The sequence below is a fragment of the Pantoea sp. BL1 genome, from assembly GCF_000963985.1.
GTDB lineage: Bacteria > Pseudomonadota > Gammaproteobacteria > Enterobacterales > Enterobacteriaceae > Pantoea > Pantoea rwandensis_B.
Map to the genome: position 1 here is coordinate 169,491 of NZ_JZRH01000001.1, position 24,591 is coordinate 194,081.

At 55.2% G+C, this 24,591-nt stretch carries 23 protein-coding genes; 8 read left to right on the forward strand and 15 right to left on the reverse strand.

Annotated features, from left to right (window positions below):
* Positions 1-24: 24 nt before the first annotated feature.
* From nudK to VH86_RS00835, 7 genes are all read right to left on the reverse strand, one after another.
* The gene (gene nudK / locus VH86_RS00805; RefSeq protein ID WP_038645520.1) at positions 25-603 is read right to left on the reverse strand and encodes a GDP-mannose pyrophosphatase NudK; all 579 of its coding nucleotides are present in this window, start codon (positions 601-603) and stop codon (positions 25-27) included.
* A 257-nt stretch (positions 604-860) separates the two neighbouring features.
* Positions 861-1,445 carry a cytochrome c-type protein NapC gene (napC, locus tag VH86_RS00810; RefSeq protein WP_038645518.1) on the reverse strand — a complete coding sequence of 195 codons (585 nt, stop codon included), beginning with the start codon at positions 1,443-1,445 and terminating at the stop codon, positions 861-863.
* A gap of 8 nt (positions 1,446-1,453) precedes the next feature.
* Positions 1,454-1,885: a nitrate reductase cytochrome c-type subunit gene (napB, locus tag VH86_RS00815; protein WP_045814877.1), complete on the reverse strand. Its 432-nt coding sequence runs from the start codon at positions 1,883-1,885 to the stop codon at positions 1,454-1,456.
* An 11-nt stretch (positions 1,886-1,896) separates the two neighbouring features.
* Entirely contained in the window at positions 1,897-4,383 is a 2,487-nt protein-coding gene (gene napA, locus VH86_RS00820) for a nitrate reductase catalytic subunit NapA (protein ID WP_045831591.1), read from the reverse strand.
* The gene (locus tag VH86_RS00825) at positions 4,380-4,670 is read right to left on the reverse strand and encodes a chaperone NapD (protein WP_045814879.1); all 291 of its coding nucleotides are present in this window, start codon (positions 4,668-4,670) and stop codon (positions 4,380-4,382) included. Before VH86_RS00825 ends, napA begins: the two co-directional genes overlap by 4 nt.
* 162 nt (positions 4,671-4,832) lie before the next feature.
* Positions 4,833-6,335 (reverse strand): L-asparagine permease, encoded by a 1,503-nt coding sequence (gene ansP / locus VH86_RS00830; RefSeq protein ID WP_045831592.1) that lies wholly within the window; start codon positions 6,333-6,335, stop codon positions 4,833-4,835.
* A gap of 277 nt (positions 6,336-6,612) precedes the next feature.
* A complete protein-coding gene (locus VH86_RS00835; RefSeq protein ID WP_045831633.1) occupies positions 6,613-6,897 on the reverse strand; it encodes a YdgH/BhsA/McbA-like domain containing protein in 285 nt (94 codons plus the stop codon).
* 214 nt (positions 6,898-7,111) lie between these two features.
* Here VH86_RS00835 and narQ point away from each other — a divergent pair, with 214 nt between their 5' ends.
* The 3 genes from narQ to acrD all read left to right on the forward strand — a co-directional run bounded on the left by narQ (position 7,112) and on the right by acrD (position 12,787).
* Positions 7,112-8,800 carry a nitrate/nitrite two-component system sensor histidine kinase NarQ gene (narQ, locus tag VH86_RS00840; protein WP_045831593.1) on the forward strand — a complete coding sequence of 563 codons (1,689 nt, stop codon included), beginning with the start codon at positions 7,112-7,114 and terminating at the stop codon, positions 8,798-8,800.
* 42 nt (positions 8,801-8,842) lie between these two features.
* On the forward strand, positions 8,843-9,475 hold the full coding sequence (locus VH86_RS00845) for a response regulator (protein WP_045831594.1): 633 nt from the start codon (positions 8,843-8,845) through the stop codon (positions 9,473-9,475).
* Between the two features lie 195 nt (positions 9,476-9,670).
* Entirely contained in the window at positions 9,671-12,787 is a 3,117-nt protein-coding gene (gene acrD / locus VH86_RS00850) for a multidrug efflux RND transporter permease AcrD (RefSeq protein WP_045831595.1), read from the forward strand.
* A gap of 95 nt (positions 12,788-12,882) precedes the next feature.
* Here acrD and ypfM read toward each other — a convergent pair whose 3' ends face one another.
* Positions 12,883-12,948 carry a protein YpfM gene (ypfM, locus tag VH86_RS26310; protein WP_366557345.1) on the reverse strand — a complete coding sequence of 22 codons (66 nt, stop codon included), beginning with the start codon at positions 12,946-12,948 and terminating at the stop codon, positions 12,883-12,885.
* Positions 12,949-13,349: 401 nt separating this feature from the next.
* Here ypfM and VH86_RS00855 point away from each other — a divergent pair, with 401 nt between their 5' ends.
* Genes VH86_RS00855 through VH86_RS00865 form a run of 3 tightly spaced genes read left to right on the forward strand, consistent with a single transcriptional unit; the run spans position 13,350 to position 15,061 of the window.
* Positions 13,350-13,718, forward strand: coding sequence for an ArsC family reductase (locus VH86_RS00855; protein ID WP_038645497.1), 369 nt, complete (start codon positions 13,350-13,352; stop codon positions 13,716-13,718).
* A gap of 1 nt (position 13,719) precedes the next feature.
* The gene (gene dapE, locus VH86_RS00860; protein WP_034825781.1) at positions 13,720-14,847 is read left to right on the forward strand and encodes a succinyl-diaminopimelate desuccinylase; all 1,128 of its coding nucleotides are present in this window, start codon (positions 13,720-13,722) and stop codon (positions 14,845-14,847) included.
* A 25-nt stretch (positions 14,848-14,872) separates the two neighbouring features.
* A complete protein-coding gene (locus VH86_RS00865) occupies positions 14,873-15,061 on the forward strand; it encodes a YpfN family protein (RefSeq protein WP_034825779.1) in 189 nt (62 codons plus the stop codon).
* Positions 15,062-15,181: 120 nt separating this feature from the next.
* Here the strand turns inward: VH86_RS00865 and ypfH are convergent, their stop codons facing one another.
* The 6 genes from ypfH to dapA form a co-directional block, all read right to left on the reverse strand.
* Positions 15,182-15,877: an esterase gene (ypfH, locus tag VH86_RS00870; protein WP_045831596.1), complete on the reverse strand. Its 696-nt coding sequence runs from the start codon at positions 15,875-15,877 to the stop codon at positions 15,182-15,184.
* 73 nt (positions 15,878-15,950) lie between these two features.
* Entirely contained in the window at positions 15,951-18,056 is a 2,106-nt protein-coding gene (locus VH86_RS00875; RefSeq protein WP_045831597.1) for a tRNA(Met) cytidine acetyltransferase TmcA, read from the reverse strand.
* A complete protein-coding gene (locus tag VH86_RS00880) occupies positions 18,056-18,919 on the reverse strand; it encodes a neutral zinc metallopeptidase (RefSeq protein WP_045831598.1) in 864 nt (287 codons plus the stop codon). Before VH86_RS00880 ends, VH86_RS00875 begins: the two co-directional genes overlap by 1 nt.
* A gap of 225 nt (positions 18,920-19,144) precedes the next feature.
* On the reverse strand, positions 19,145-19,858 hold the full coding sequence (gene purC / locus VH86_RS00885; protein ID WP_034825771.1) for a phosphoribosylaminoimidazolesuccinocarboxamide synthase: 714 nt from the start codon (positions 19,856-19,858) through the stop codon (positions 19,145-19,147).
* Between the two features lie 144 nt (positions 19,859-20,002).
* Positions 20,003-21,034 (reverse strand): outer membrane protein assembly factor BamC, encoded by a 1,032-nt coding sequence (gene bamC / locus VH86_RS00890; protein WP_034825767.1) that lies wholly within the window; start codon positions 21,032-21,034, stop codon positions 20,003-20,005.
* A gap of 14 nt (positions 21,035-21,048) precedes the next feature.
* Positions 21,049-21,927 carry a 4-hydroxy-tetrahydrodipicolinate synthase gene (dapA, locus tag VH86_RS00895; protein ID WP_034825765.1) on the reverse strand — a complete coding sequence of 293 codons (879 nt, stop codon included), beginning with the start codon at positions 21,925-21,927 and terminating at the stop codon, positions 21,049-21,051.
* Between the two features lie 110 nt (positions 21,928-22,037).
* On the opposite strand from dapA, the gene VH86_RS00900 reads away from it, so the two are divergent.
* Both VH86_RS00900 and bcp read left to right on the forward strand, forming a co-directional pair.
* Positions 22,038-22,637: a glycine cleavage system transcriptional repressor gene (locus tag VH86_RS00900; protein ID WP_369800279.1), complete on the forward strand. Its 600-nt coding sequence runs from the start codon at positions 22,038-22,040 to the stop codon at positions 22,635-22,637.
* 139 nt (positions 22,638-22,776) lie between these two features.
* Positions 22,777-23,244: a thioredoxin-dependent thiol peroxidase gene (bcp, locus tag VH86_RS00905; protein WP_034825761.1), complete on the forward strand. Its 468-nt coding sequence runs from the start codon at positions 22,777-22,779 to the stop codon at positions 23,242-23,244.
* A 34-nt stretch (positions 23,245-23,278) separates the two neighbouring features.
* On the opposite strand, the gene VH86_RS00910 is transcribed toward bcp, so the two are convergent.
* Complete coding sequence (locus VH86_RS00910; protein ID WP_038645487.1) at positions 23,279-24,346, reverse strand: AI-2E family transporter; 1,068 nt, start codon at positions 24,344-24,346, stop codon at positions 23,279-23,281.
* Positions 24,347-24,591: the final 245 nt, after the last annotated feature.

Genomic DNA, 24,591 nt, shown 5'->3' on the forward strand with positions numbered 1-24,591 from the left:
GTGGCTTAATTAGATTTTGAAAGTTTAAGCTCTCAGCCACCCCGCAATTTGCGCATATTGCAGCAGCATAATCGCTTTACCATCGAGGATGCGGCCGTCTTTCACCATCGCCAGCGCTTGCGGGAAAGGCAACTCCAGCACGGTGATCTCTTCATCTTCCACGCCACCACCGGCATTGGCGCGCATCGCATCGCTGTATTCTGCTGCGAAAAAATGGACGATTTCCGTCACGCCGCCCGGCGACATATAAGCTTCAAACAGCTTCTCGACCTTGCCGACCTCATAACCGGTCTCTTCGATCGCTTCTTTGCGGATGCAATCTTCCGGCGTGTCGTTATCCAGCAGCCCCGCACAGGTCTCAATCAATTCACCGCTGGCATTACCGTTAACGTAAGTCGCAATGCGGAACTGACGAATCAGCAGCACGGTGTTTTTATCGCGGTTATAAAGCAGAATGGTGGCGCCGTTGCCACGATCATAGACTTCGCGTTTGTGGCGAATGACTTCGCCGTTGCTACGGGTCAGTTCGTAGGTGAAGTTACGCAGGATAAAGTAATTATCTGACAGTAACTTATCTTTAATGATGTTGATCTTTAACGACATGGCCGCTCCACCGCTTAATGAGGGAGCCTGAGATAATAGGCGCTAACGGCGGGGAAAACTATCTGAATTGCATTGGAGAACCGGATACAGAGTGTTGTGGAGACCCGGCATTTACAGACGGGTCTCCCTCCATGGCGACCCTGCCATTTAATGCAGAGTCGCTGACCGAATCCGCATCAATGACAATGACCTGTGTGTCCGGTTAACGTGTTACCCAGGTGCCCGGTTTGTTCCTGACTACCGGGCTGACTGGAGCGTCAAAAACCGTTCTTCTGCTCGCTCATATCCGGCAGGTGGTGCGCAATCCCTTTGTGGCAATCAATACAGGTTTGCCCATCCTCCACCGCTTTGCTGTGCATTTTTGCTGCCACCGTCTTCTGCGCGGTGAAATCCATATACTCGAAGTTGTGGCAGTTTCGGCACTCCTGCGAGTTATTGTTCTTCATCCTGCGCCACTCGTTCTGAGCCAGCTCGATACGTGTCTCTTCAAACTTTTGCGGCGTATCAATCAGGCCGAACACCTTAGCATACACCTCTTTGCTGGCTTGCAATTTGCGCAGCATTTTCGGGCCCCATTCGTGCGGCACATGGCAATCCGGACAAGTAGCACGCACGCCGCTGCGGTTGTTGTAATGCACTGTCTGCATGTACTCCTGATACACGTTGTTGCGCATCTCATGGCAGCCAATGCAGAACTGCTCACGGTTGGTCATCTCCATTGCGGTATTAAAACCGCCCCAGAAAATAATCCCACCGGCAAAACCCAAAATCAGCAGCGTGCCGAGTGCTAATCGGCTGGGGCGTCGCCACCAGCGCCAGATGCGTAATAATCTTTCTTTCATTAATAACCTCACTGCCCAAAGCCATTGGCCGGTTTAAAGGTGTTCTCCACCACCGGTTTGGCATCGGTCTGCGGGACGTGGCACTGCAAGCAGAAGTAGCGACGCGGCGATACCGTGCTGCTCACCAGGCCATCGCGATCGGTAAAGTGTGTTGGGCTCACGCGCGGTGCGCCGGTGGTCAGGTAACTTTGTGTGCCATGGCACTGCAGGCAGCGGTTGACGTTTTTCGTCACCTGATAGCCATCGACGCTGTGCGGGATCACCGGCGGCTGATTCACGTAGTTCAGCGGTTTGCGGCTCTGCTCTTTTGGCTGATGGATCGTGCCCTGCTGCGTGGCCGTGACTTCCGGGGATTGCGTAAGATCCACGCCATGACCCGCGTAAACCACGCCGCCCAGCGTCAGGGCGGCAACGGTGATAAGAGTAAATAAGGGTTTCATTGCATCCTGCCTTAAATTTTGACCAGCTTAACGGCGCATTTTTTGTAATCGGTCTGCTTCGATAGCGGATCGGTGGCATCCAGCGTGACGTTGTTAGCCAGCACGCCAGCATCAAAGAACGGCATAAACACCAGCCCTTTTGGCGGTTGGTTACGTCCGCGCGTTTCGACAGTCGCCACGGTTTCCCCCCGACGTGACACCACGCGCACCTTCTCGCCACGGCGGAAACCGCGATCTTTGGCATCCAGCGGATGGATATACAGCAGCGCCTGCGGCACGGCGCGATGCAGTTCCGGCACGCGACGCGTCATGGTGCCAGTGTGCCAGTGTTCCAGCACGCGGCCAGTGCAGAACCACAGATCGTACTCGGCGTCTGGCGCTTCAGCAGGTGGCTCATACGGCAGGGCAAAAATGGTGGCTTTGCCATCTGGCTTGCCATAGAAACGTACGCCCTCGCCCGCTTTGACATAGCTGTCAAAGCCCTCGCGATAGCGCCAGCGTGTCTCTTTGCCATTCACCACCGGCCAGCGCAATCCGCGCGCTTCATGATAGGCATCGAATGGCGCCAGATCGTGACCGTGTCCGCGGCCAAAACTGGCATACTCTTCAAACAGGCCTTTTTGGATGTAGAAGCCAAAATCGCGCGCCTCGTCGTTCAGTCGATCGTCGGCCACTTCGCTCAACGGGAATTGATTAACCTGGCCGTTGGCGTACAGCACGTCATACAAGGTTTTATCCCGCAGCGCCGGCTGTTGGGCAATCAACGCTTCCGGCCAGACCTCTGCCACGCGGAAACGCTTAGCGAAATTCACCATCTGCCACAGATCCGATTTGGCTTCGCCCGGCGCTTTCACCTGTTGATGCCAGAACTGGGTACGACGCTCGGCGTTGCCGTAAGCGCCCTCTTTCTCCACCCACATCGCCGTCGGCAGGATTAAGTCCGCACACAAAGCACTGACGGTGGGATAAGGATCGGACACCACGATAAAGTTGCGTGCATCACGCCAGCCCGGCATGCGCTCCTGGGTCAGGTTCGGACCCGCCTGCATGTTGTTGTTACACATCACCCAGTACGCATTCAGCTTGCCGTCTTTCAGCGCGCGATCCTGTGCGACCGCATGCAGGCCGATTTTGGCGGGAATGGTGCCCTGCGGTAGCTTCCACAATTTTTCAGCCGTCGCACGGTGCTTATCGTTATTCACCACCATGTCTGCGGGCAGGCGATGCGAGAAGGTGCCGACTTCACGTGCCGTGCCACAGGCAGAAGGCTGGCCAGTGAGCGAGAAGGGACCGGTGCCGGGGCGCGAGATTTTGCCGGTCAGCAGATGGATGTTGTAGCACAGGTTATTGGCCCACACGCCGCGCGTGTGCTGATTGAAGCCCATGGTCCAGTAGGAGACCACGTTGATGTTCGGGTCGGCATAGAGTTCGGCCAGCGCAATCAGCTGATCCTGCTCTACGCCACTCATCTCACTGGCTTTCTCTACCGTGTATTCGGCAACGAATTTGGCGTATTCGTCGAAGCTGATCGGCGTGGATTCGCCGCTATCCGGGTTTTTCGCTGAGGCCTGACGCGGATCGCTCGGACGTAATCCATAACCAATATCCGTGACGCCTTTACGCAGCGTAACGTGATTCTGCAGGAAGGCTTTATCGACTTTGTTGTTCTGAATGATGTAGTTGGCGATGAAGTTAAGAATCGCCAAATCACTTTGCGGCGTAAACACCATGCCGTTGTCGGCCAGTTCAAAACTGCGATGACGGTAGGTAGAGAGCACGGCGACTTTAACGTTGTCATCGCTCAGGCGACGGGCGGTCAGGCGTGACCAGAGAATCGGATGCATCTCGGCCATGTTCGAGCCCCACAGCACAAAGGCATCGGCCACTTCGATGTCATCGTAGCAGCCCATCGGCTCATCCATGCCGAAAGTGCGCATAAAGCCCACCACGGCCGAGGCCATGCAGTGACGCGCATTAGGATCGAGGTTATTGGTGCGGAAACCGGCTTTCATCAATTTAGAGGCGGCATACCCTTCCCATACCGTCCATTGACCGGAACCGAACATGCCGATGGATTCAGGCCCGTTGGCTTTTAGCGCCGCTTTGAACTTCTGTTCCATGATGTCGAAGGCCTGATCCCAGCTCACCGGGGTAAACTCGCCTTCTTTGTCGTAGCGGCCATCGGTCATGCGCAGCAACGGCTGCGTCAGGCGGTCTTTTCCGTACATGATCTTGGGCAGGAAATAGCCTTTGATACAGTTCAGCCCACGGTTCACTTCCGCCTGCGGATCGCCCTGTGAGGCCACCACGCGTCCCTCCTGGGTGCCCACCAGCACGCCACAGCCGGTGCCACAAAAACGACACGGCGCCTTTTCCCAGCGGATCGGGGCGCCCAGTGCGGTCACGGCTTTGGTGACGCTAGGAATAGTAAGTCCTGCGGCCACTGCCGCCGCTGCGGCCGCATTGGCCTTCATAAATTCTCGACGACTGACTTTCATGATGCTTCCTTGTGACGATATTCCGTTTCGTCTTGCTGGTGATACACCAGAGAAACGGCCAATACATGCGGGATATTGCGGGTGGCTTCGATGTTATTCAGCAAGGCGCGACTGTCAGCGGCACCTAAGGTCACGGCCAGCGTGCCGCGTGCGCTGTCTTCGGCGGCGATTTCGCAATCAGAAAGCAACAGCAATGCCTGCTTTACCGCCGGGATGGCGTGGGATCGCGCCTGGATGACCAGACCGCATACGTGCCAACTGCTTTCAGGGAGAATGGAGTGCGTCATGCGCTCACCTCGTTTAGCCAGCTTGAGATGAGGCGTAAAATACCCTGAGGTTTTACAGGGCTATATCACCCAAAAGGTGTATATCCCGATGTGGGATCAAGGGAAGGACAATTGAAATGAAAACGGGGGCCAAAAGGCCCCCGTTGATGAGAATGGCTGCGATTAACGCGAGCTATCTTCCGCCAGCTTAGCGGCCCCATCATCCTGATCGTCATGATGATGGTCGTGCTCTTTCATGGCTTCCGCATGCACGCGTTTGCGCACACCGAACCAGCCCAGCACCAGTACCACTGCAATCAGCGGGATGGACGCAATAGTGTAGGTACCGTTTGGATAATCAAACGCCATCAACACCAGCACGCTCACCAGGAACAGCAGCGTCAACCATGAGGTGAACGGTGCCCACGGCAGCTTGAAACTGACGTCTTCCGCTTTACCTTCTTTAATCGCTTTGCGCAGACGCATCTGGCACACCACGATAAAGCCCCACGAAGAGATGATGCCCAGTGAGGCCACGTTCAGTACGATCTCAAACACCTGAGAAGGCACATAGTAGTTGAGTACCACACCGACCACGTACACCGCGATGGTAACGAGGATACCGGCGAACGGCACCTGCTGTTTGCTCATCTTCGACATGAACTGTGGTGCAGAACCGCCCATCGACATGGAACGCAGAATACGACCGGTGGAGTACAAACCTGAGTTCAGGCTCGACAACGCCGCACTCAGCACCACGATGTTCATCACGCTCCCAATGTAAGGCACGCCCAGTTTGGAGAAGAAGGTCACAAACGGACTCTGCCCTGCCTGATAGGCGTTCCACGGCAGCAGCAGTACCAGCAGCACCACCGAACCGACGTAGAAGAGACCAATACGCCAGATCACGCTGTTGATGGCTTTTGGCAGCATGGTTTTCGGGTCTTTACACTCCCCGGCCGCGGTGCCCACCAGCTCAATCGATGCGAAGGCAAATACCACCCCTTGCACCAGCACCAGCGCGGGTAGCAAGCCGTGCGGGAAGAAACCGCCGTTGTCCGTGATCAGATGGAAGCCGGTGGTATTGCCGTCCAGCGGTTTACCGCTGCCGAGGAACACCACACCGACAATCAGGAACACCACGATCGCCAGCACTTTCACCAATGCGAACCAGAACTCCATTTCGGCGAACCACTTCACGCCGATCATGTTCATGGTACCGACAATCGCCAGTGCGCCGAGAGCAAACACCCACTGCGGCACATCACCAAACGCGCCCCAGTAGTGCATGTAGAGCGCGACCGCGGTGATATCCACGATACCGGTCATCGCCCAGTTAACGAAGTACATCCAGCCTGCCACGTATGACGCTTTTTCCCCGAGGAATTCGCGTGCATAAGAAACAAAGCTGCCGCTTGATGGGCGGTGTAATACCAGTTCGCCCAACGCACGAAGGATAAAGAAGGAGAAGATACCGCACACCAGATAAACCAGTGCCAGAGCAGGACCAGCCATCTGCAAGCGCGCGCCTGCACCAAGGAACAGGCCGGTACCGATGGCACCGCCAATGGCGATCATTTGTACCTGACGGTTACCCATTGCTTTGTGGTAACCGCTGTCGTGGGAATTGAGCCAGCGTCTTTTCGCAGCGCGTTGTTCGGCTGCGGTTTTTTTAGTTGAATTCATAGCTTTCCTGTTTGTCCTGACCATCAATCATCGCCTAACCAATCGTTTGCGTGCGGCGGTGCGAAATGGGGTAAAACCCGCTACCGATACGGCGGAACGATGTCGCGCGGTGAGCCGGGAATTTACGGCGATGAATCCTACCCGTTCTGCATGAACGAAGCAAAAAATACCGTTTGGTTGCACAAGTTGAATTGTAAGAATCGGTCGCGGTGCACAAAAAAACCGGCCAGTGAATGGCCGGTAAAGGGGTGGCTACAGGGAGGTATTGCGGGGGGTATTAACGATAAATCTCTGCGGTACCGCTCCACAGGCTGGAATCGCCTGGGTTTTGCACGCCAATAACGCGGTAATGGCTGGCGCCCCTATCTTCCGCTTTCTGCGACAGCTGACGGGTTGCGTCATCGAACGAACCACGCACGCCGCTGACAGAGACGGTGCCACTGCTTTGCAGGTTTTCTGCCTGCTCAGCACTTAAAGGTTGCGCGGCAAAGGCCGTGAAACTTGCGGTGGCAAGCAGTGCAGCAGTCAGAATGGCAATTTGCTCCTGTTGTCTTCCGTTCAAAAAGTGATTACGCAGCAAATTATCAGCGAAGTAATGAAAAGCAGGCACAGCAGGCCGTAAAGCCGTTCAATAATTCGCCAGCTAACGACATGCAATCCAGGGAAAGGTAAAGAGAAGTGGATTTCTCTGCTAAAAGTAACCTGATGTGACGATTTCCGGCTCGCTGTCCGCCAGACGCTGCCTTATAATCCCACGCTCTTATAAGGGTTTTATTGTGATAGTGAAACGTCCTGTTACCCGCACCATAGCCCGTGCCCTGAGCGCGATTGTGTTGTTGTCGCTGCTCACCACTGGCCTGGCGCTGTTAACGCTCTCCAGCAGTTTGCGTGATGCCGAAGCGGTGAATGTCGCCGGTTCACTGCGCATGCAAATTTATCGCCTTGCCTGGGATACCACGCGCGATCCGCAGCAGTTGGCGCAGCACATCCAAATCTATCAGCACACCCTCAGCTCACCGGCTTTGCAGCATCTGGAACGCCCGTGGGTGCCGAAGGAAGTGGCCAGCCGCTATCGCTATCTGCGCGACAGCTGGCCGCAGTTGCAGCAAACGCTGCAGCCCGAACGCGCGCAGATCTATCAACAACGCGTTGCCAGTTACGTGAGTGAGATTGACCGCTTTGTGCTGGCGCTGCAGCATTACGCTGAACTGAAGATGCATCTCGTGGCGGCCAGCAGCCTGTTTGGTTTCCTGGCGATTGTGGCGCTGGCGCTATGGACCATCCGCTTTATTCGTCGCAACGTGGTGCGCCCGCTGGATTCACTGGTCACGGCCAGCCAATACGTTGAGCAGGCGAATTTCAGCTTTCCGCCGTTATCGGTTTCCCAACCCACAGAACTCGGCGTGTTAGCTCAAGCCTTTACCACCATGGCCGAACGGCTGCACTCGCACTATCGCCTGCTTGAGCTGGCGGTGCGCAATAAAACGGAAGACCTGACGCAAGCCAACCGCACGCTGAAATTACTCTATGAATGCTCGCAGGTCCTCACCAGTAGCCCACTTAATCCGGAGTTGTTCCAGGGATTGCTGCGGCTGGTTCAACGTCGTGAGGCGTTGACCGTATTGAGCATCACCAGCGACGGCATTGATTTTCAGACGGGCGTGGCGGAAGACGATCTCGAATGGCAGCGTTTGCCGTTGCAGCAAGAAGATCAGTTACTCGGCGAACTGTGCTGGCAAACGCGACGAGCGCCACCTGCCGATGAACTGATGCAAAGCCTGGCCAACATGCTGGCGCGTTCGTTATGGATTTGGCAGACGCAAAAACAGTACCAGCAGATGCTATTAATAGAAGAACGATCCACCATCGCGCGTGAACTGCATGATTCGCTGGCGCAGTCGCTCTCTTTCCTGCGCATCCAGCTCACACTGCTGCGCCGCAATGTCGATCACACTCAGCCCCAGGCACAATCGATTATTGCCGAGTTTGATCGCGCCCTGGCCGAGGCCTATCAGCAACTGCGCGAGTTACTGACGACCTTCCGTCTGACCATCGAACAGGCGGATATAGTGCAGGCGATGCAGGCAATGATCGCTCCGTTGCAGGAACAGTCTCACGCCACAATCGCCTTCGATTACCAACCGGGACTGCAAACGCTGGATGCTCAACAGCAGGTGCATGTGCTGCAAATTGCGCGCGAAGCGCTGCTGAACGCTATTCGCCACGCGCAGGCGCAGAAAATCCATATTTTTTATCAGCGCGATGAAAACGCATTCCATTTGCTGACGATTGAAGATGACGGTTGCGGCATCCGCAGCCTTGAAGAGCCACCGGGCCATTACGGCCTGACAATTATGGCGGAGCGCGCTGCCCGGCTTTCCGGCAGCTTACAGGTGACGCCACAGGCACAAGGCACCTGCGTCACGCTGCGTTTCCCGCCACGGCCAGCGCACCGGCTGGTTTAACGCGATACACTTACTGTTGAATGGACGTTGACTGGAGAATTTATGGCATCCCCTTCCCTGACTATTATGATCGTTGACGATCATCCGCTGATGCGTCGTGGCATTTGCCAACTGCTGGCACTGGAACCGCGTCTGGAAGTGGTGGCCGAAGCCAACAACGGCACTGAAGCGCTGGCTGAAGCACGTCGCCTCTCGCCCGATGTGATATTGCTCGATCTGAACATGAAAGGTATGTCGGGTTTAGATACCCTGAAAGCCCTGCGCCATGAAGGGATCGCTTCGCGCATTTTGGTACTAACCGTTTCCGACGCGCGCAATGATATTTACGCCATGGTCGATGCCGGCGCTGATGGCTATTTGCTGAAAGACAGCGAGCCGGAATTATTGCTGGCGCAGGTCATGCGCGGTGCATTGGGTGAGAATGTGTTCAGTGAAGTGGTGGCAGAATATCTGGCAACGCGCCAGCCGAGCGCCAATCCTTTCAAACAACTCACCGAGCGTGAACTGGATGTGTTGCAGGAAGTGGCGCGTGGGTTATCCAATAAAGAGATTGCCGCCACCTTGCATATTTCCGAAGAAACGGTAAAAGTGCACATCCGCAATCTGCTGCGTAAACTGGATGTACGTTCGCGCGTCGCCGCCACCGTGCTGTGGCTAGAGAGCCGCAATGTGTAGCAGCGCACAGAAAACCAGCACCACATTTACACTTTCTCCATAATTTATCCACGATTCTCTAATTTGCGCCGCGTACAGTAAGCAGCAGCAGGAGTTTTCGGGATAGCACCTTGCACTCCGCCGACGTGAAGCCAACTGCGCTTCACGTTTTACATAATAAAAGTAAAAAATACGCAGCTGAGGAGTGTCGGTTCCATGTCGAATTTTTTTATCGACCGCCCCATTTTTGCCTGGGTTTTGGCTATTTTGCTTTGTCTTTGCGGCACACTAGCGATCATCTCCCTGCCCATTGAGCAGTATCCCGATCTCGCACCGCCTAACGTGCGTATTACTGCCAACTATCCCGGTGCCTCTGCGGAAACGCTGGAGAACACCGTTACTCAGGTTATCGAGCAGAACATGACCGGCATCGATAACCTGATGTATATGTCCTCCAACAGCAGTAACACGGGTCAGGCGCAAATCACCCTCACCTTTACCGCTGGCACCAATCCTGATGAAGCCCGCCAGCAGGTACAAAACCAGCTGCAAACCGCACTGCGTAAATTACCCGCCGCCGTTCAATCTCAGGGCGTCACGGTGAATAAAACCGGTGACAGCAATATCCTGATGATTGCGTTTGTCTCTACCGACGGAAGTATGGACAAACAGGATATTTCAGATTATGTCGCCAGTAACATTCAGGATCCGCTGAGCCGCATCGATGGTGTGGGTCAGGTTGATGCCTATGGTTCACAATACGCGATGCGTATCTGGCTCGATCCCAACAAGCTGATTGCCTATGCACTCACTACCGATGACGTGGTGAAGGCGATTGAATCGCAGAATACACAGGTGGCCGTGGGTCAGGTTGGCGGCTTGCCGTCTGTGGATAAACAAGCGCTGAATGCCACCGTCAATGCACAGTCCATGTTGCAGACGCCAGAGCAGTTCAAAGCCATTACCCTGAAAACCAACAGCGACGGTTCCGTGGTGACGCTGGGCGATGTGGCTGACGTGGCGATGGGGGCAGAAAAATACGACTTCCTCAGCCGCTACAATGGTCAGGCGGCGTCAGGTCTCGGCATTAAGCTGGCGTCTGGCGCTAACGAAATGAATACCGATAAGCTGGTGCGCGCGCGCGTGGAAGAGCTATCGCGTTACTTCCCGCACGGGCTGGAAGCCAAAGTGGCTTATGAAACCACGCCGTTCGTAAAAGCCTCGATCACCGATGTAGTGAAAACACTGCTGGAAGCGATTCTGCTGGTATTCCTGGTGATGTATCTGTTCCTGCAGAATTTCCGTGCCACGCTGATTCCGACCATTGCCGTGCCAGTGGTGCTGCTCGGCACCTTCACCGTGCTGTATGCCTGTGGGTTCAGTATCAACACGCTCACCATGTTCGCGATGGTGCTCGCCATCGGCCTGCTGGTAGATGACGCCATCGTGGTGGTGGAGAACGTTGAGCGCATCATGAGTGAGGAAGGACTTTCACCGCGCGCCGCCACACGAAAATCGATGGGACAGATCCAGGGTGCGCTGGTGGGCATTGCGCTGGTGCTATCGGCGGTATTCGTACCGATGGCCTTCTTCGGCGGCACCGTGGGCGCTATCTATCGTCAGTTCTCGATCACCATCGTGTCGGCGATGGTGTTGTCGGTGCTGGTGGCGATGATTCTGACGCCAGCCCTGTGCTCGACGCTGCTTAAACCACTGGAACAAGGCCATCATCATGGACGTCGCGGCTTCTTTGGCTGGTTTAACCGTACTTTCAATGCCAGCGCGGAACGCTATGAGCGCGGTGTCGCGCGTATTTTGATGAAGAGTGGGCGCTGGCTGGTGCTCTATCTCGGCATCATCGGCGTGATGGCGTTTCTGTTTATCCGCCTGCCGACCTCGTTCCTGCCGCTGGAAGACCGTGGTGTATTCCTGACGCAGGTGCAGTTGCCGCCGGGCGCGACGCTAGAGCAAACCTCCAATGTGGTGGCGAAGGTCGAAAACTATTACATGACCGCTGAAAAAGACAACGTGCTATCGGTGTTCTCAACCATCGGCGCCGGTCCTGGTGGTAACGGCCAAAACGTGGCGCGCCTGTTTGTGCGCCTGAAAAACTGGGAAGAGCGCCCTGGCAGCGATCGTACCTCGTTCGCTATCATCGAGCGTGCCACCAAAGCCTTCCATAAGATCAAAGAAGGCCGCGTGATCGCTAGCAGCCCACCGGCCATCACCGGCATGGGCAGTTCCTCCGGTTTCGATATGGAACTGCAGGATCACGGCGGTGTCGGCCATACCCAGTTGATGGCGATGCGTGACAAATTGCTGGAGCTGGCCGACAGCAATCCGGCCCTGTCTCGTGTGCGTCACAACGGTCTGGATGACAGCCCACAGTTACAGATTGATGTCGATCAGCGTAAAGCCCAGGCGCTGGGCGTTTCACTCGATACCATCAATGACACGCTGACCACCGCATGGGGTTCGACTTACGTCAATGACTTCCTCGATCGCGGACGTGTGAAGAAGGTCTATGTGCAAGCCGCAGCGGAATTCCGCATGCTGCCGGGTGATATCAATAAGTGGTACGTGCGCAATAGCAGCGGCACCATGGTGCCCTTCTCTGCCTTCGCCACCAGTCGTTGGGAGACCGGTTCGCCGCGTCTGGAACGCTACAATGGTTACTCTTCACTGGAGATTGTTGGCGAGGCAGCCAATGGCGTCAGTAGCGGCACCGCGATGGATGTGATGGAGAAACTGGTGGGGCAACTGCCCTTAGGTGTCGGCTTCCAGTGGACCGGAGCCTCTTATCAGGAACGTCTCTCCGGTTCACAGGCGCCTGCGCTGTATGCGATTTCGCTACTGGTGGTATTCCTGTGTCTGGCCGCGCTGTATGAGAGCTGGTCGATTCCATTCTCCGTAATGCTGGTGGTGCCGCTCGGCGTGGTGGGTGCGCTGGTGGCAACCTGGATGCGCGGACTCGAGAACGACGTTTATTTCCAGGTTGGCTTGCTTACCGTGATTGGTTTGTCGGCGAAGAACGCCATCCTGATCGTGGAATTTGCCAATGAGATCAACAGTAAAGGACGCGAGCTGATGGAAGCGACGCTGGAGGCTTCACGCCAGCGTCTGCGCCCGATTCTGATGACATCGCTGGCCTTTATCTTCGGCGTGCTGCCGATGGCGATCAGCAGCGGGGCGGGTTCCGGCAGCCAGCATGCGGTCGGAACGGGCGTCATGGGCGGCATGATCTCCGCGACGATATTAGCGATTTTCTTCGTACCGCTGTTCTTTGTGCTGGTACGTCGTCGCTTCCCGTTAAAAGAGAAGTCACACGATTAAAGCCTAAAATAAAACGGGGCCGCGATATTCGCAGCCCCGTTGTTATTTGGATTGAAATACAGCAAGTTGGGAGTGCCCTGCTTTTCTCTTCGCGATTACTTACTACGTAACATCGCTTCAATAAATTCTTTCCAGTTCCCCAATTCGGTGTCGACCATCATACCCTCTCTTATTGTAGTGGTGATTCTACGCCGATTTTTTCTACAGGTGAATACGTTTCCACCACTCAACACTATCGGCAAAAGCGCAAAAAACTTTCAATTTGTCGAAAATGCGTACTGACGCACATTTCAGCAAGCCGTTAACACCACAGGGAAAAATCACCTGCGTTATCGGGTAGCACATTTTTACGATTAGGATAATTCTTAGGAGACTGATGATGCCACCAGGAACTATTCAGGACGTTAATGAAAACGTTTACTGGACCTAATTAATAGAATTTATAACGCTGAAATTATCATTAAAAAACAAATAAAACGCAGCGCCTTACGCCGCAGAGGTCACAGCCAGCAGAGCGCTATGGTAAACTCGCGCTTTATTTTTCACAGGATGGGTACAGGCGATGACAGCGCAGTGGGTGATGTACGGAATTAAAAATTGCGACACCATAAAAAAAGCACGCAACTATTTAGCAGAATCCGGCACCGACTATCGTTTTCACGATTATCGCGTGGAGGGCATCGATGACGCGCTGCTGCAATCGTTTATCGATCAGCTTGGCTATGAAGTGCTGCTGAACACGCGTGGCACCACCTGGCGCAACCTGCCGGAAGCGGAGCGTGCAGCCGTCACCGATGCGGCCAGTGCGAAAGCAGTGATGCTCGCCCAGCCTGCCATTATCAAACGTCCGGTATTGTCTGCCCCCAACGGTGACTTGCTGGTCGGTTTCAAAGATTCCCTTTATCACGCGTTTATCCAGGAGAAGTCATAACATGTTCTGTCCGGTCATTGAGCTGGCTCAGCAGCTTATTCGTCGCCCGTCACTGAGTCCGGATGATGCCGGTTGTCAGGCGCTGTTGGTGGCGCGTCTGGAAGCAATTGGCTTCACGGTCGAACAGATGCACATCGGCGATACGCTGAACTTCTGGGCCACGCGTGGTCAGGGCGAAACCCTGGCGTTTGCCGGTCACACCGATGTGGTGCCGCCGGGTGATGCCAACCGCTGGATCAGTCCGCCGTTTGAACCCTCAATTCGTGATGGCATGCTGTTTGGCCGTGGTGCTGCCGACATGAAAGGCTCGCTGGCGGCGATGGTGGTGGCCGCTGAACGATTTGTCGCCGCTAATCCGCAGCACAAAGGGCGTCTGGCTTTCCTGATCACTTCCGATGAAGAAGCCAGCGCCGTTAACGGCACGGTCAAAGTGGTAGAACGTCTGATGGCGCGCAACGAGCGCATGGATTACTGCCTGGTGGGCGAGCCTTCCAGTACCGAAATCGTTGGCGACGTGGTGAAAAACGGTCGTCGCGGTTCGATGACCGCCAATCTGACGATCCACGGCGTACAGGGACACGTGGCTTATCCGCATCTGGCCGATAACCCGGTGCACCGCGCGATGCCAGCCCTGAATGAGCTGGTGGCCACCGAATGGGATCAGGGCAACGAATTCTTCCCGCCCACCAGCATGCAGATTGCCAACGTGCAGGCCGGCACCGGCAGCAATAACGTGATCCCCGGTGAATTTTTCGTGCAGTTCAACTTCCGGTTCAGCACCGAACTCACCGATCAAATGATCAAAGAGCGCGTAGCCGCCCTGCTGGATCGCCATCAGTTGCGTTACACGCTGGAGTGGAATGTTTCCGGTCAGCCGTTCCTGACCTCACGCGGCAAACTGGTTGATGCCGTGGTAAATGCTGTCGCGCACTATAATGAAATTAAGCCACAGTTACTGACCACAGGCGGCACCTCAGACGGACGCTTTATCGCGCGGATGGGTGCGCAGGTTGTGGAACTGGGCCCGGTGAATGCCACCATTCATAAAATCAATGAGTGCGTGAAAGCGTCAGATTTGCAGATGCTGAGTCGTATGTACCAGCGCATCATGGAACAGCTGATCGCTTAAGTAAGCACGCTAAAGGAGCAATGGGATGGAATTCTTTAAAGAGTACTGGTGGATCTTAGTGATCCTGCTGATGGTCGGTATTTTAATGAACGTTTATAAAGACTTAAAACGTATCGATCACAAAAAGTTTATGGATAACAAACCGGATTTACCACCGCATCGCGACTTTAACGATAAATGGGATGATGACGACGACTGGCCGAAGAAAAAATAATTGCGGTTAATCTCCTCCCTGTAAACGTAGCGGCGCGATGCGCCGCGCATCGGATAGCGAATAGGCTACAGCAATGCGCGATTAATCTCGCCGTTACGTTAAAACGACTCTGGTTCGCCATCACATCATCATCACCACATCATCATCACCCGGTTTAGCGCCGCTCAGCGCCTCGTCGAAGTAGCGACGCGGGATGGTATAACGCAGGTGATTCAACGCCAGTTCCATGCTGCGATCGTCAATCGCGTGCGGCAAATCGTCCACCACATCGAGTGTCACATCACCGCCCAGCGCCGTTAAGCGCTGCATTGCGGCTTCAGCATGTTCCAGCGGAATCTGATCATCATAATCGCCGTGGATCAGATGGATGGTATTGCGAGAGCTGACGCGCTCCGGCAGCGTGCTGTAGCGGCCGCTGAACACAATCGCGCGCCCTGCCAGATCCGCATGGGCTTTAACGCCTTCCAGCACCATGGTGCCGCCCTGAGAGAAGCCTACCAGTGCGGTGGCATCCGGCCGAACACCCGATGCCTGTTGCCAATGGCGCACCGATTCGACAAACATCGGCATCACCGCATTGACGCCCTGCTGTTCTGATCGGTCATGCGCGGGAATATCCGCAAACCATTGGCGGCCCTGCGGCACGCTGCCAGGGTAAGGTGCACCCACCACTACCACCTGCGCTTCCGGAAACGCTTTTGCGAACCAGTTGCCGATTTGCGCCATCGAATCAGGGTTATCATTCACGCCGTGATAGAGCAAAAACAGCTGCGCAGCGTGCATCGGTTGCTGAACAATTACATATCGTAGTGCCATAAGATCCTCCTCAAATCACTATACGCCGCTCTGGCGAGAGTGATATTGGGAAAATTTGAACGAGATAAAGGATTTATTGCAACGATGCCAACTGCAGTCGCCACTGTTCCGCCTGGCGGGTATCGCACTGAATCAACGCCTCCGCCGTCTCCTGGCGTAAACGTTGTATCAGGGCTTTACGACCACTGAGACCCGCTTGCTGTGTTGCGGCACTCAGCGGTTGTTTTTGCACAAGGATGGCTTCGAGTATCGGTTGTGGTGATGCGCGCACCAGGCGTTGCAACGCGGCATAGCTCGCTTCATACGGCCGCTGCGCCCAGGCGAATCCTGCCAGTAGCGGCCAGTCATCATCATTGAGTGTCTGCGGGTGCTCGGTGGTCTCGAAAGGAAGATCAATAATGTCACGCAGCCACACAGCGTCACGCGCAAAACGCTGAGCCGCTTGCTGTTGCAGCCGTTCTCCGGCAGGCGTTAAGCCGCGTATCGCCATCGCGGCATAGCAGCCGCTGCTGGCTTCACGCTGTGAGCCGATGCGCACCAGGGTAAATCCACAGCGCTGCCAGAACAGCCACAGCATTTCGGTATAGCCAAAACTCACCGAAAGGAAATCGCATCCTTCCGCCTGCTGATGTGCCATGGCCACCAACGCGCTGCCAATACCGCGCTGTCGTTGTGCGGCTAACACGGCAATGCGACTGATGCGCTGCGATCGCAAGGTAGCGGCTTCTGCGAATCCTGCATGGGCTGCCAGTGACTGTGCGACCAGATTACCGCGCGGACGGCGCAACCCCGCCCAGACGGCATCAGCCAGCGGCTTGTCTAACCCACCCTCTTCCACCAGCCACAGTGCGCCGACAATATTTTCTGGCGTTCCTGCCAGCCAGAAGCGCATGCCGGGGGCATCCAGCATGCGCCGCAGGTCAATTGGAGAAGTGCGATAGTGGGCGCTCGCCAGCAGACGGTAGCCCGCTTCCAGCGCTCCTTGCTCTGGTTTAGCCGGAAAAACCGACATCTCACCGTTAAATTCGCTCTCTGCGGCATCCTCAAACAGCAGCGCCTGGCTTAGCCACTGTTCCAGCGGATCGTGCGCTGACCAACGCAAAGGTTCATCGAGCTGGAAATGTTGCACCTGCGGCAAGGTGGCGCAGAAACGCAGCATAAAACCGCGACCGGTGCCTTCGTAACCCTGCACGGTGGTGATCATCAACACGCGAGGAAAACGCTGAATCAGTTGTTGTAACAACGGCGATGGAATCGCAGCCGCTTCATCAACAATCAACCATTGCGCTGACAGCTGAGGGTTTGAAGCGAGAATGGCATCCGGCGCCATAAAATGAAAATGTTCACCGGCAAACGCCGCCAGCACGTCAGTGGAAACTTTGGCCGGTGCCGTCACCAGGCAGTGCTGATTCTGTTGCGCCAGCATCCCGGCCAGCGCCGATTTGCCCCGTCCGCGCGCGGCGGTGATCACCGCCACGCCAGAGGGCATCGCCAGCAACTGTTGCAGGATCCGCGCCTGCTGCTGCGGTGCCTGGCATTGCCAATCGGGTAAGTCCAGCAACGCAGATGCGTGCACAGGCTGATGCTGGTGCAGCAATGCGGGTGCACGTGCAGGCCGATGTTGGTGCAGCAATGCGGCTGCACGCACAGGCTGATGCTGGTGCAGCAATGCGGCTGCGCGCACAGGCTGATGTTGGTGCAGTAATGCGGGTGCACGCGCAGGCTGATGCTGGTGCTGCAACATGACCTGCGGATCCTGCTCGATCAACCGCTGCAGATGGTGGATAAAATGAGGCGTGGCAATGGGTTCGGCGACATCGGCCCAGCGCAGGCTGTCGCAGTCCGGTTGCGTGGCCCACTCTTGCCACGGCGGCGTCAGTAACAATAACCAGCTTCCCGCACGCAACGTGCCCGCCAACGCCGCTAACGCCTCCGCATGGAAACCGCTGCGCGCATCGAAAATCGCATGCTGGAATTCACGCCCCAGCAGCGTGCGCAGGGCGGCGGGCGCCACGCGTTGGGGGAAATCATCGCTGTCGCTCAGCGTGAGCCAGTCGCCGGGCAGCGCCGCACGCCACTCAACGGCCTGTTGCAGCGCCCAGTCAGCTTCACCGGCGATCACACACAAGCGACGAATGCCCGCTCGCTGCATCACGGCGGTGATATCAACTAACGACATCAGTTGGCGGCGAAGGTGTTACAGTCGCCCGGATTTCCGCTGTCAAAACCGCGTTTAAACCAGGTATAGCGCTGTTGTGAAGTACCGTGCGTGAAGCTATCCGGCACCACGCGGCCCTGGCTTTTCTGCTGTAGTCGGTCATCACCAATCGCTTCTGCGGTATCCAGCGCTTTCTTAAGATCGCCCACTTCCAGCATATTTTGCTGCTGCACATAATGGCCCCACACGCCGGCAAAGCAGTCTGCCTGCAACTCCATTTTCACCGACAGCTGATTGGCCTGTGCCTGAGTGGCACCCTGCTGCATCTGACGCACTTTAGGCTCGATGCCCAGCAGCTTCTGGATGTGATGGCCGACTTCATGAGCAATCACATAGCCCTGCGCAAAGTCACCGCCCGCACCCAGCTTGGTTTTCATATCATCGTAAAACGACAGATCGATGTAGACAGTTTGATCCGCCGGGCAGTAAAACGGCCCCATCGCCGACTGGCCAGTGCCGCAGCTGGTTGAGGTGTAGTTGCGGTACATCACCAGCTTAGGTGGCACATACTGTTTGCCCATTTTCTGGAACAGCGTGCCCCAGGTCTCTTCGGTGGTGGCGAGAATCACCTTAGTGAATTTGGCATCTTCATTATCCTGCGCAGAGTTCACCGGGCGCTGCTGCTGTTGTGTCACCGAAGTTCCCCCCTCCAGCAATGCGGTGAGGTCGTAACCGTAATAACCCGCCACGGCCACCACAATCAGCAGAATGATACCGCCCTTGCCGCGCGGAATGCGGATCTGCCGACCGCCGCCGCCCAATCCGGGTGAATCATTGCGACGATCTTCTACATTGTCGCTTTCACGACGACCTTGCCAGCGCATGGCTTGCTCCTGTTAAAAGGTTTTGCATGATTTTAGTTGGCGGCATCGCTAATCACCAGCGTTGCGGCGCTAGCGTCGCGAGATTGAGAGAAAGGAGGCGTATTAGATAACGTGCAGGCAGGGCAGAAACAGAAAAGGCCGCCAGCGATGACGACCTTTCATTTATCACGACACCCTGTTTACAGTGCGCTGGAATGCGCACCAAAAAGATATATCGCTGAAGACTTAATCCAGTTTCACACCCAGGCGGTGCGCCACTTCTTCATAAGCTTCGATCAGGCCGCCGAGGCTCTGACGGAAACGGTCTTTGTCCATTTTGTCCATGGTTTCTTTGTCCCACAGACGCGCGCCGTCTGGCGAGAACTCATCGCCCAACGTCACTTCACCGTTGAACAGACCGAACTCCAGTTTGAAGTCGACCAGGATCAGACCGGCGTCATCAAACAGTTTGCTCAGTACGTCGTTGGCTTTGAAAGTCAGTTCCTGCATGCGCGCCAGATTGGCTTTGCTGACCCAGCCAAAGGTCTCGCAGTAGGATTCGTTGACCATCGGGTCGTGTTTGGCGTCATCTTTCAGGAAGAGATCAAACAGCGGTGGATTGAGCAGCATGCCCTCTTCCACGCCCAGACGTTTTACCAGCGATCCTGCCGCACGGTTGCGCACTACGCACTCCACCGGCACCATCTCCAGCTTTTTGACCAGCGCTTCGTTATCCGACAGCAGCGCTTCCATCTGGGTCGGAATGCCCGCTTCCTGCAGTTTGGTCATAATGAAATGGTTGAACTTGTTGTTCACCATTCCTTTGCGATCAAATTGCTCGATTCGTGCACCGTCTCCTGCTGACGTATCGTTGCGGAATTCAAGTACCAGCAGATCCGGATTATCGGTGCTGTATACGGTTTTCGCTTTACCGCGATACAACTCAGCTCGCTTTTGCATCTCATTAACTCCAAACATGAAAGAACCCGTGTTCAGCGGTGTTTCACCGCGCGATGACTGCCTGACGCAATCGTTTACTTCGCCGGGCGCTATTATGCCAAATCCAAAACAAAAAGGCCGGAGAATCTCCGGCCCTTTGGCAATTTATTTGTTCAGTGCACCCTGGAACACCGCCACCAGCGCATCGTTCTGCGCCTGAGTGAGCACATGGCCCTTCGGATCAATGAACTGCAGACTGCTGCGGTTATCCAAATCACCCACCTGCAATTTGTAATCGCCGTTTGGCAGTTCAGGATCTTTCGCACCAATCGCGTCAAACGCGCTGCTACCCGGCTGCTTGTAGGTCACTTTCAGACTACCCTGCGAGCGGTTGTCATCGGTGACTTCCATGCCCACACGCTTCAGCGCCGCTGGCAGACGCTGCCAGGTGACGTTAAACGGTGAACGCAGCACCAGCAGTGGCAGACCGGTATCATCTGCGCCGCTCTGGACGTCAATCTGCCCGGTCGCACGGCCTGCAGCGGCATCGGCGCTGGCGGTATCAATCTTATCCAGACCGGTGCTGATGTCGTTCAACATCTGGCCGGTATAGCGTTGGATCTGCGCAGGTGCAGTCACCGTCTCACCTTTCTGCTGCAATTCCAGCAGACGAACCGTCAGCACCTGCTGATAGCTCTGGTTCTGTACGCTGATCTGGTAGCGACCGCGATACTGGTTATCTTCATCCGCACGGTTCCACTGCACCCAATCGGTGGTCAGCTGCTGCCCAGCATCATCACGCTGTGCAATCGGGAACTTGTAGGACTGGATCACATTCACCACCTGTGACCAGATAGAGCCACGGCTGCTCTCAACCGCCAGCACACCGGTATTACCAGTGAACTGTGCACGCGTACCGTTCAGCAGCGCCAGAGGTTGAGCCGGAGGGCGAATATCCAGTTCTTTACCTACTGCACCCTTCGCAACAGTGTGCGGCACATCGTAATCGCCATTCTGCAGAGGCAGAATCATCCCCGCTGGGGCTTTTAAATCATGCAGTTCAGGCGCCTGCAGGTAAGATTCATCACCGCTGACCTGGCGCTTATAACGCTGATCGCTGGAACAAGCTGTTAGCAGCATCAGGGTGGACAAGCCCACCACGGTTGCCAGCGTCGAGCGCTTAACTGAATAACTCATTGATTCTCCCTAATTTATCGCAGACCCGCTTTAATCAGCGCCTGAGCCGTTTTCGCCTGACCGGCTTCGGTCAGTGGCGTCATTGGCAAGCGCAGCGTGTCATCCGCGATTAATCCTAGCTGTTTCGCTGCCCATTTGACCGGGATTGGATTGGGTTCACAGAAAAGCGTCTGGTGCAGGTGCATCAGACGCTGATTCAGGCGACGCGCTTCGGCAAAATTACCCTGTTGCGCCAGCGCACAGAGTTCTACCATTTCACGCGCTGCAATGTTGGCTGTAACCGAGATTACACCTTTGCCGCCCAGTTGCATGGAGTCCAGAGCTGTCGCGTCATCGCCGCTGACAATAATGAACTCATCATTAACCAGCTCTTGGATCTGAGAAATACGCGATAAGTTCCCGGTGGCCTCTTTGATTCCGATAATATTTTTTATTTCGGCCAGGCGAGCCACGGTTTCTGGCAGCATGTCGCAACCAGTACGTGATGGTACGTTATACAGCATCTGCGGCAGATCGGTGCTTTCGGCAATCGCTTTGAAGTGCTGGAACAGACCTTCCTGGGTTGGACGGTTGTAGTAAGGCGTCACGGTCAGACAACCCACCACACCGGTGCCGGTAAAGCGCTTCGTGAGAGAGATACCTTCAGCAGTGGCATTGGCGCCGGTTCCGGCAATCACCGGGATACGGCCATCCGCCAGCTCCAGGGTCTGCATCACCACATCGCCATGTTCTTCATGGCTGAGGGTAGCGGATTCGCCGGTGGTGCCAACAGAAACAATCGCCGCGGTGCCGCTGGCAACATGATAATCAATCAGTTTTTTCAAACTCTCGCGGCAGACATTACCTTTTTCATTCATTGGCGTAATGAGCGCAACAATACTTCCGGTGAACATGGGCTATCCCCTCGACAAACAAGTGCCTCATGTTACGTTTTACCTCGAAAGAAAAGCAAGCGAGCCAAGCCATTCCTACCCTTGTCAGCAGTTTTTTTTATGTTTACCTTATGGTTATTAGCGAACGTACAGGAAATACCATTTTGTCGCAGTCACAGCCGCACCATCTGGTGATCACCGCATTGGGCGTTGATCGTCCGGGTATCGTCAATACCATCACTCGCCACGTCAGTAGCTGCGGCTGCAATATTGAAGACAGTCGTCTGGCGATGTTGGGTGATGAGTTCACCTTCATCATGCTGCTTTCGGGGAGCTGGAACGCGATAACCCTGATTGAATCCACGCTGCCGATGAAAGGGGCTGAGCTGGAACTGTTGATTGTGATGAAGCGCACCAATGCGCGCGTCACCCCGCCGATGCCCGCCACAGTATGGGTGCAGGTGGAAGTGCCGGATTCTCCTCATCTCATTGAGCGCTTTACCGATCTGTTCGACAAACACCAGATGAACATTGCCGAATTGGTGTCGCGTATTACCCCGGCACAGGAAGGTGTCCCACCGACACTGTATATTCAGATGACGGCACACAGCCCGGATAATCAGGCCAGCGCACCATTTGAACAGGCCTTCAACAATCTGTGTGAAGAACTGCATGCACAAGGCTCAATTCGTCTTTATAGTGTCACCGACGATGCCAACAACACCCTGTAAACTAACGCCGGGTTATTTCTCCACACACTCTGCCATGCGGCATACCGTGTAGTGAAATAACCCAGAGGGTGGCACCCGCTGGGGCTTTTTGCCGCGAGGGTGTATTACCCACAGCATGAAGAAAAAATGGAGAGTTGTGATGAATCCACTGAAAGCCGGTGATACCGCACCGAAATTTAGCTTGCCCGATCAGGACGGCGAACAAGTAAATTTGGCCGACTTCCAGGGACAGCGCGTTCTGGTCTATTTCTACCCGAAAGCCATGACGCCGGGTTGCACCGTTCAGGCCTGTGGTCTGCGCGACAACATGGATGCGTTGAAAACCGTGGGCGTGGAAGTGCTGGGCATCAGCACCGATAAGCCTGAAAAACTGTCACGCTTCGCCGAAAAAGAGGTGCTGAACTTCACCCTTTTATCTGATGAAGATCACCAGGTCTGCCAGGAATTCGGTGTCTGGGGTGAGAAAACCTTTATGGGTAAAACCTATGACGGTATCCACCGCATCAGTTTCCTGATCGACGGTAACGGTAAAGTTGAGAAAGTCTTCGACGACTTCAAAACGTCGAACCACCACGACATCGTGCTGGATTATCTGAAGTCGGCATAAAACAAAACGGGTGCACAATGTGCACCCGTTCTCTTTACCCCTGCTGATGCTCCAGCGCCGTTTCCGGCCAGGCGCGCACCACCGCCTTGATTAACGTCGCCAGCGGGATGGCAAAAAACACGCCCCAAAAGCCCCACATCCCGCCAAAAATCACCACCGAAAGAATGATCACCAGCGGATGCAAGTTGACGGCCTCTGAGAACAGAATCGGCACCAGCACATTCCCATCCAGCGCCTGTACCACCAGATAAACGATAAACATCGTCCAGAAATCAGTGCCTAAGCCCCACTGGAACAGACCGACGCCAATCACCGGAATCGTGACCACCATGGCGCCGATGTAGGGAATCAACACGGAAATCCCTACCAGCACCGCCAGCAGCAGCGCGTAGTTGAGCCCTAAGACCAGGAAGGCAATCCAGGTGACAAAACCTACCGCGACCATTTCCAGCACTTTGCCGCGAATGTAGTTGGTGATTTGCTGATTCATCTCCTGCCAGACCACGCCCGCCAGACCGCGATTGCGCGGTAATACACGGCGCACGGCATTGAGCATCTGCTCTTTATCTTTCAGCAAGAAAAACACCATCAGCGGCACCAGCACCAGATAGATCATCAGCGTCATCAGCCCCACCAGCGAGGCCAGTGAGTACTTCACTAATGATTCCCCCAGCCCGGTCAGGCGACTACGCAGATTCTCAACGATGATATCGATGATGCCCGCATCCACCAGCGCCGGAAAACGCTTTGGCAATCCGGCGGCATACACATAGAGCTTGTTCAGCATATTCGGTAGATCACGCAGCAAGTTGATGCCTTGCTGCCAGGCTACTGGCGCGACAATCAACACCATCACCAGCAAAATACCGGCAAAAACAATCAGTACCATGCTGGTGGCACAGGTACGGCTGCATCCCAGGCGCTGTAATCGAACGGTTGGCCACTCCAGCAGATAAGCCAGCACCAGCGCGACCAGCAACGGTGCCAATAAACCACTGAAGAAAAACAGGATACAGAACGCCATCAGCAGGATCACCAGCAGGCCAATCGCCTGCGGATCGCTAAAGCGACGTTTGTACCATTGGAAAAGCAGTGCCAGCATTTCACTTCCTTGACGCCAAAAACGGGATGATGATTGTACAGAAATTTACGGCGAAAACCTGATGTGCATAAACCTGCATCTTAAGAAACCCGATGAGGATCTGCGCTGAGGTGCAGGCGGCAATGCCTGCGCAGCTAGCGTCCAATCGAGCCTGATAAATCACTCGATAATGTGCGTTAATGCATACCGGATAAATTGCAGAATCTTGTGCGTCTGCGCACACCGGATAAATCCTGCACGCTGGT

Coding starts and splice junctions, on each gene's coding strand:
- nudK (WP_038645520.1), bottom strand. CDS start 603: ATGTCGTTAAAGATCAACATCATTAAAGATAAGTTACTGTCAGATAAT.
- napC (WP_038645518.1), bottom strand. CDS start 1,445: ATGAAAGAAAGATTATTACGCATCTGGCGCTGGTGGCGACGCCCCAGC.
- napB (WP_045814877.1), bottom strand. CDS start 1,885: ATGAAACCCTTATTTACTCTTATCACCGTTGCCGCCCTGACGCTGGGC.
- napA (WP_045831591.1), bottom strand. CDS start 4,383: ATGAAAGTCAGTCGTCGAGAATTTATGAAGGCCAATGCGGCCGCAGCG.
- VH86_RS00825 (WP_045814879.1), bottom strand. CDS start 4,670: ATGACGCACTCCATTCTCCCTGAAAGCAGTTGGCACGTATGCGGTCTG.
- ansP (WP_045831592.1), bottom strand. CDS start 6,335: ATGAATTCAACTAAAAAAACCGCAGCCGAACAACGCGCTGCGAAAAGA.
- VH86_RS00845 (WP_045831594.1), top strand. CDS start 8,843: ATGGCATCCCCTTCCCTGACTATTATGATCGTTGACGATCATCCGCTG.
- acrD (WP_045831595.1), top strand. CDS start 9,671: ATGTCGAATTTTTTTATCGACCGCCCCATTTTTGCCTGGGTTTTGGCT.
- VH86_RS00855 (WP_038645497.1), top strand. CDS start 13,350: ATGACAGCGCAGTGGGTGATGTACGGAATTAAAAATTGCGACACCATA.
- dapE (WP_034825781.1), top strand. CDS start 13,720: ATGTTCTGTCCGGTCATTGAGCTGGCTCAGCAGCTTATTCGTCGCCCG.
- VH86_RS00865 (WP_034825779.1), top strand. CDS start 14,873: ATGGAATTCTTTAAAGAGTACTGGTGGATCTTAGTGATCCTGCTGATG.
- ypfH (WP_045831596.1), bottom strand. CDS start 15,877: ATGGCACTACGATATGTAATTGTTCAGCAACCGATGCACGCTGCGCAG.
- VH86_RS00875 (WP_045831597.1), bottom strand. CDS start 18,056: ATGTCGTTAGTTGATATCACCGCCGTGATGCAGCGAGCGGGCATTCGT.
- VH86_RS00880 (WP_045831598.1), bottom strand. CDS start 18,919: ATGCGCTGGCAAGGTCGTCGTGAAAGCGACAATGTAGAAGATCGTCGC.
- purC (WP_034825771.1), bottom strand. CDS start 19,858: ATGCAAAAGCGAGCTGAGTTGTATCGCGGTAAAGCGAAAACCGTATAC.
- bamC (WP_034825767.1), bottom strand. CDS start 21,034: ATGAGTTATTCAGTTAAGCGCTCGACGCTGGCAACCGTGGTGGGCTTG.
- dapA (WP_034825765.1), bottom strand. CDS start 21,927: ATGTTCACCGGAAGTATTGTTGCGCTCATTACGCCAATGAATGAAAAA.
- VH86_RS00900 (WP_369800279.1), top strand. CDS start 22,038: ATGGTTATTAGCGAACGTACAGGAAATACCATTTTGTCGCAGTCACAG.
- bcp (WP_034825761.1), top strand. CDS start 22,777: ATGAATCCACTGAAAGCCGGTGATACCGCACCGAAATTTAGCTTGCCC.
- VH86_RS00910 (WP_038645487.1), bottom strand. CDS start 24,346: ATGCTGGCACTGCTTTTCCAATGGTACAAACGTCGCTTTAGCGATCCG.